5 protein-coding genes are annotated in these 6,573 nt (G+C 71.0%); all 5 read left to right on the top strand.

Annotated elements, in window-relative coordinates; translation table 11 throughout:
- Positions 1–124 precede the first annotated feature (124 nt).
- The 5 genes from ACFU7D_RS27965 (at position 125) to ACFU7D_RS27945 (ending at position 6,480) form a co-directional block, all read left to right on the top strand.
- On the top strand, positions 125–1,630 hold the full coding sequence (locus ACFU7D_RS27965; protein ID WP_378873457.1) for a protein kinase: 1,506 nt from the start codon (positions 125–127) through the stop codon (positions 1,628–1,630).
- 165 nt (positions 1,631–1,795) lie between these two features.
- On the top strand, positions 1,796–3,406 hold the full coding sequence (cimA, locus tag ACFU7D_RS27960; RefSeq protein WP_378873455.1) for a citramalate synthase: 1,611 nt from the start codon (positions 1,796–1,798) through the stop codon (positions 3,404–3,406).
- A 64-nt stretch (positions 3,407–3,470) separates the two neighbouring features.
- Positions 3,471–4,010, top strand: a complete 540-nt coding sequence (locus ACFU7D_RS27955; protein ID WP_378873453.1) for an NADPH-dependent FMN reductase — start codon at positions 3,471–3,473, stop codon at positions 4,008–4,010.
- A gap of 103 nt (positions 4,011–4,113) precedes the next feature.
- Entirely contained in the window at positions 4,114–5,064 is a 951-nt protein-coding gene (locus ACFU7D_RS27950) for a GNAT family N-acetyltransferase (RefSeq protein ID WP_378729351.1), read from the top strand.
- Positions 5,065–5,073: 9 nt separating this feature from the next.
- Entirely contained in the window at positions 5,074–6,480 is a 1,407-nt protein-coding gene (locus ACFU7D_RS27945; protein WP_378873451.1) for an amidase, read from the top strand.
- Positions 6,481–6,573 lie beyond the last annotated feature (93 nt).

Raw genomic sequence — 6,573 nt, 5'->3', positions numbered from 1 at the left:
GGTGACGCCTCCGCGCTTCGCGCGGTTACTCCTCGCTCGGCGCGAGCGGACGAGCAAGCTCGCCGCTCGACCTCGCTCCGGTCGTCTCGGCCGGGTGTCGGCTGCGGCCGATAAGGTTTGTCACGTGACGACAGCCCCTCGCCGTCTCCCGGCGAACCAACGGGACACCGTTGGTGACTACGACCTGCTCTCCCTGCTGGGGCAGGGCGGGATGGGACGGGTCCACCTGGCCAGCCACCGTACGAGCGGTGAGCGGGTGGCGCTGAAGGTGCTGCGCACCCAGTTCGTGGGGGATGAGGAGGGCCGCCATCGGCTCGCGCGCGAGGTCTCCTCGCTGCAGCGGGTGCGGAGCAGGTGGGTGGCCGGCGTGGTCGGCGCCGACCCGTGGGGTGAGGTGCCCTGGCTGGCGACCCGTTACGTGCCGGGGCCGACGCTGCACGACAAGATCGTCAACGAGGGTGTGCTCTCGCGCGAGGAGGTCGAGCAGCTGGCCAGCGATCTGGCAGAGGGCATCGCCGACTGCCACGCCGTCGGCGTCCTCCACCGCGACATCAAGCCGGCCAACATCATCGTCGAGGGGCGCACCCCGATCCTGATCGACTTCGGGCTCGCCCGCGTCACCGACGACCCGAAGATCACCGTCACCGGCCTGCTGATCGGCACGCCCGGCTACCTTCCGCCCGAGATCGCCGTCGGCGACCCGGCAACCCCGGCCTCGGACGTGCACTCGTGGGCCTCCGTGGTGGCGTACGCAGCGACCGGCCGTCCGCCCTTCGGCGAGGGCAACGCGATGAAGCTGATGGACCGCGCCCGGCGCGGTGAGCACGACCTCGAGGGAGTGCCCCAGCCGCTGCGCGGGCTGCTCGGCCAGGCGCTCTCACCCGACCCCGCCGACCGCCCGACGCTGGACGAGGTGCGTGAGTGGCTGCGTACGCCGCGCCGGCCGTTCGTGCACCGGCCGGTCGAGCAGCTCTCGCTGAGCGACCGGGCAGAGCGGGAGAAGGCCACCACCCCGGCCGCGCCGTTCTCGCCCGTCGCGAAGATCGCTCCGCCACCCAACAAGAGCCTGGAGAAGCTGCGCCGCGGGGCCTTCTGGCTCGGTCTGCTCGCCTTCGCGGTCGGCGTGATCGCGGCGTTCCCGAGCATCGGGTTCTGGACCGTGCTCGGCGCCGCCTGGCTGATCCGCGCCGGCACTCTCGCAGCCGGAGACCTGCGCCGCTGGCGGTGGTATCGCGGCCGCAAGTGGCACGACGCGCCCCGGCTCCTGATCGGCGCCCCGTGGCGGCTGGTCCGTTCGCTCCCGAAGACGTTCGTCGTCGGCGTGTGGGGCTTCGGCTTCGTGGTGGCGGCGGTGCTGATCGGCTTCGCCCTGCAGCTCTCCCTCGAGGCGGCGCTGGGACTCGCCGGCCTGGCCTTCGTCGTCGCGCTGTGGACCGGGTCCGGGCGTGACCGGCTGCGTGACCCGGTGACCAAGGCGGTCCACCGGATCTCGGCGCGCTGGGTGCCGTGGATCCTCGGGTTCGCCGTGGTCGTCACCCTGGCGCTCTTCCCGATCCAGACCCTCTCCGAGGAGGGCTCGCAGTTCTCCGGCGGCGACGAGCCGTGGTGGGTCGAGCTCCTCGGCTGGTGAGACGCTCGTCCCACGGGAGGAGATTTCGTGGCAGTATCGGGGCCATGACGACCCACGTCATCATCATTCGCTAGCGCGTCGAGCACCTGCCCGACGCGCCACCCTCTCGTTCCCGAGAGGGTTTTTTGTTGCCCAGCCCCAGGCCGACCCGAGGACACGAGAGCCATGGAATTCCACGTCTACGACACCACTCTGCGCGACGGTGCGCAGCAGGAGGGCCTCAACCTCAGCGTCGCCGACAAGCTCGCGATCGCCCGGCACCTCGACGGCTTGGGCGTCGGGTTCATCGAGGGCGGCTGGCCAGGTGCCAACCCGAAGGACACCGAGTTCTTCAAGCAAGCCGTCTCCGAGCTCGATCTCAAGCACGCGCGGCTGGCGGCGTTCGGGTCGACCCGCCGGGCCGGGGTGCGGGCGGCTGACGACCCCCAGGTCGCCGCGCTCCGCGACTCCGGCGCGTCCGTCGTCACCCTCGTGGCCAAGTCCCACGACCGCCACGTCGAGCTCGCGCTGCGCACCACGCTCGAGGAGAACCTCGCGATGATCTGCGACACGGTCTCCCACCTGCGCGAGGAGGGCCAGCAGGTCTTCCTCGACGCCGAGCACTTCTTCGACGGCTACCGGGCCAACCGCGACTACGCGCTGGAGGTGCTGAGGACGGCCTACGACGCGGGCGCCGAGGTGGTCGCGCTGTGCGACACCAACGGCGGCATGCTTCCGGGCTGGGTGGCCGACGTCGTCCACGATGTCCGCACCGCCACCCAGGGGGCGGTCGGGATCCACTGTCACAACGACACCGGGTGTGCGGTCGCCAACTCGCTGGCCGCCGTGGACGCCGGCGCGATGCACGTCCAGGGCTGCATCAACGGCTACGGGGAGCGTACGGGCAATGCCGATCTCGTCTCCGTGGTCGCCAACCTGCAGCTGAAGCTGGGCCGCGAGGTGCTGCCGACGGGGCTGCTGGGCGAGGCGACCCGCGTCGCCCACGCGGTCGCCGAGGTGACCAATGTGCCGCCCGCAGGCCGGCAGCCGTACGTCGGTGCCTCCGCGTTCACCCACAAGGCCGGGCTGCACGCCTCCGCGATCAAGGTGGACCCCAACCTCTACCAGCACATGGACCCGGCCGGCGTCGGCAACGACATGCGGCTGCTGGTCTCGGACATGGCCGGGCGGGCCTCGATCGAGCTGAAGGGACGCGAGCTCGGCTACGACCTCTCCGACGATCGCGACCTGGTGACTCGGGTGACCGATCGGGTCAAGGAGGCCGAGCAGCGTGGCTACACCTTCGAGGCGGCCGACGCCTCCTTCGAACTGCTCCTGATCGAGGAGGTCGAGGGCTCCCGTCCGTCCTTCTTCGACGTCGAGTCCTGGCGGGTCATCTCCGAGGCTCGCGGCGGCGGCGCGGAGACGGCGTCGAGCACCGAGGCGATCGTGAAGATCCATGCCGACGGCGTACGCCACGTCTCGACCGGCGAGGGCAACGGCCCGGTCAATGCGCTCGACCAGGCATTGCGGGCCGCGATCACTCGTGCCTTCCCGGTGGTCGCCGACTTCGACCTGATCGACTTCAAGGTGCGGCTCTTCGACCAGGGACACGGCACCGACGCCAGGACCCGGGTGCTGATCGAGACCTCCGACGGCTCGACGTCGTGGACGACGGTCGGGGTCGGGTCGAACGTGATCGAGGCGTCGTGGGAGGCCCTGGTCGACGGGCTCACCTTCGGGCTGCGCCGGCATGTGGGCGAGACCACACTCCCGGAGGCCGCTGTCACGGAATGAACCTCCGCCGCGAGGACGTTGGACACTTCAACATTGAACTTTCCGCGTCCTACGAGGAGAACCCGTGACCGACACCCGTATCGCCGTACTCGTTGGCAGCCTGCGCGCCGACTCCATCAACCGCAAGCTCGCCGAGAAGCTGGTCGCCGAGGCGCCTGATGGTGTCGTCCTGGAGATCGTCGACGGGCTGGCGGACGTGCCGTTCTTCAACGAGGACCTCGAGGCCGACCCGGGCGAGGCCGTGAGCCAGCTCCGCAAGGTGATCGACGAGGCAGACCGCGTCCTCATCGTGACCCCTGAGTACAACGGCACGATGCCCGCCGTCATCAACAACGCGATCGACTGGCTCTCGCGCCCCTACGCGGCCGGCGTGCTCAAGGGCAAGATCCTCTCCGTCGTCGGCGTCGCCCCGACCCCCTACGGTGCCAAGTGGTCCCACGCCGACGCCGCCCGCTCGGCCGGCATCGGCGGCGCCATCGTCGTCGAGGACGCCATCGTCTCCCAGCCGGTCCACGAGATCGACGTGTTCACCGACGCTGACGCCCAGGCCCGCTTCACCGAGGCCGTCGCGAAGCTCGCGGGATTCGAGGCGGCAGCCGCCTGATCCCCATCCAGGCGGCACGACGAGGTCAGGTCTCTGCGGGGGGAGACCTGACCTTCGTCATTTATCGCGTGCGTGAACGGACATTCGGCCGTACGTTTCGGGCATGAGTGGACCGGTGAAGCAGCTCCGTCTGGTGGTCGAGGCCAAGGACTACGCAGAGGCGGTGGCGTTCTACCGCGACACCCTCGGCCTGCCGGAGGAGGCCGCGTTCTCCGGGCCCGGTGAGGCCCATGTGACGATCCTGGACGCCGGCCGGGCCACGCTCGAGCTCGCCAACTCCGCCCAGCACGCCTACATCGACGAGGTCGAGGTCGGGCGTCCGGCCGCCGGCCACGTACGGGTGGCGTTCGAGGTCGAGGACTCCGCCGCCGTCGCTTCCCGGCTCGTCGATGGCGGTGCCGCGCTCGTCGCGCCGCCCACCCGCACCCCGTGGGAGTCGCTCAACGCCCGTCTCGACGGGCCGGCGGGTCTGCATCTGAGTGTCTTCCAGGAGCTCGCCGAGCCGGCGCTGGCGCCGGACTACCCGGTCACCACCGAGCGGTTGGCGCTGCGCCCGATCGACGTCGAGCGCGACCTCGACGACCTGCACGCCTATCTCTCGCTCGAGGAGGTCTGCCGCTTCATCCCGCCGGTGCCGCGTGACCGCGAGCAGCTGCGGAAGGCGTACGCACCCGAGAGGCGCCTCTCCGTCCTGCGTCAGGAGGGAGAGGTGCTCTGCCTCGCCGTCGAGCACGAGGGCCGGCTGATCGGCGACGTGGTGCTCTTCTGGCACAGCAAGGAGCAGCGGTCGGGGGAGATCGGCTACGCCTTCAACCCCGAGTTCAGCGGCCGCGGCTTCGCCACCGAGACCGCGCGGGCGCTGCTGGGCCTGGCGTTCGACGGGCTCGGCCTGCACCGGGTGACCGCCAGGGTCGACGAGCGCAACGAGGCCTCGGCGCGGGTGATCGAGCGGCTCGGGATGCGCAAGGAGGCGGTCGAGCGTGAGGCCGAGTGGTTCAAGGGCGAGTGGACGACATTGGTGCACTACGCGATGCTCGAGGACGAGTGGCGTTAGCCTGCAGGGGTGGCCGAGCTTCATGATCTGACCGCCCTGGAACAGGGAGAGCTGCTGCATCGATGCGAGGTCTCCCCGGGAGAGATCGCCGAGCACTATCTCGACCGGATCGCCCGGCTCGACGATGTCGGTGCCTTCGTCACCGTGGCCGAGGAGCGGATCTCCACGTGTGCTCGGGAGCTCGCGGTGAAGCCGGTCGGCGCCTCACCGCTGTGGGGCGTACCCACCGCCATCAAGGACCTCAACCTCACCCGCGGAGTGCGTACGACCTTCGGGTCGGCGGTCTTCGCCGACTTCGTCCCCGACGTCTCCGACAACGTGACGCTCTCGATCGAGGCGGCCGGGATGATCTCCCTCGGGAAGACCAACACCCCCGAGTTCGGCTCGCCCTGCTACACCGAGCCCGATGTGGCGCCGCCTGCCGTCACGCCCTGGGACCGTACGCGGATCGCCGGTGGCTCCTCCGGGGGTGCGGCCGCGGCGGTCGCCGCCGGGCTCGTTCCGGTCGCGCAGGGCTCCGACGGCGGCGGCTCGATCCGGATCCCGGCGTCGTGCTGCGGGTTGGTCGGCCTGAAGCCGACCCGTGGGCGGATCTCCCCGTCGCCGATGTACGGCGACGCGGCCGGACTCGCCACCGCCGGTCCGATCGCTCGGTCGGTGCGGGACGCGGCGGCATTCCTCGACGTGCTCGCCGGGCGGCGTACGGGCGATCCTTTCTGGGCTCCGGCGGAGCCCGCTCCGTTCCTGGACGCGTGCGAGCGGCCGCCGGGGCGGTTGCGCATCGCCCGGTTCATCGAGCCGTTGATCGCCCCGACCTCGGTCGACGTCGAGTGCGTCGCGGCCTGGGAGAACGCTTCCGCCCTGTTGGAGTCGCTGGGCCACGAGATCGTCGACATCCCACGGCCGCTGCCGGTCGAGGCGGTCGCGGTCTTCGAGACGGTCTGGGCCGTCGGCACCGCGATGTCGGTCGTCAATCTCAACCCCGAGCAGCGGTCGCAGATCCGGCCGCTGACCCGCTGGCTCACCGAGCAGGGGGAGGCGGTCAGTGGTCCGGCCTTCGGTCTGGCGATCGCGGAGCTGCGTCGCTTCGCCGCCGGTGCGCTGGAGGCGCTGGCGCCCTACGACGCCGTGCTCACCCCGACCCTCGCCACCCCGCCCCCGAAGGTCGGCGAGATCCGCGACGATGCCGACCCCGCGCGCGACTTCCAGGCCCAGAAGGAGTTCACCCCCTGGACCTCCGCTTGGAACGTCACCGGCATGCCCGCCATCTCCCTGCCCCTCCACTGGACCCCGTCCGGTCTCCCGGTCGGGGTCATGCTCGCCGCCCGCCCCGCCGAGGAGCCCCTCCTGCTCTCCCTCGCGGCCCAGATCGAAGACGCCGCCCTCTGGGACCACCGCCTCCCGCCCGGCTGGTAAGCCCTGGCCGAGGCGTCACCCACGTCGGCCGAGGCGTCGCTTGCGTCGGCCGAGCTGTCACCCACCTGCCAACTCGGCCGACCGGAGTGACGC

This window comes from Nocardioides sp. NPDC057577, from assembly GCF_042801335.1.
Classification (GTDB): Bacteria; Actinomycetota; Actinomycetes; order Propionibacteriales; family Nocardioidaceae; genus Nocardioides.
This window is presented reverse-complemented; position numbering and strand designations above follow the sequence as displayed.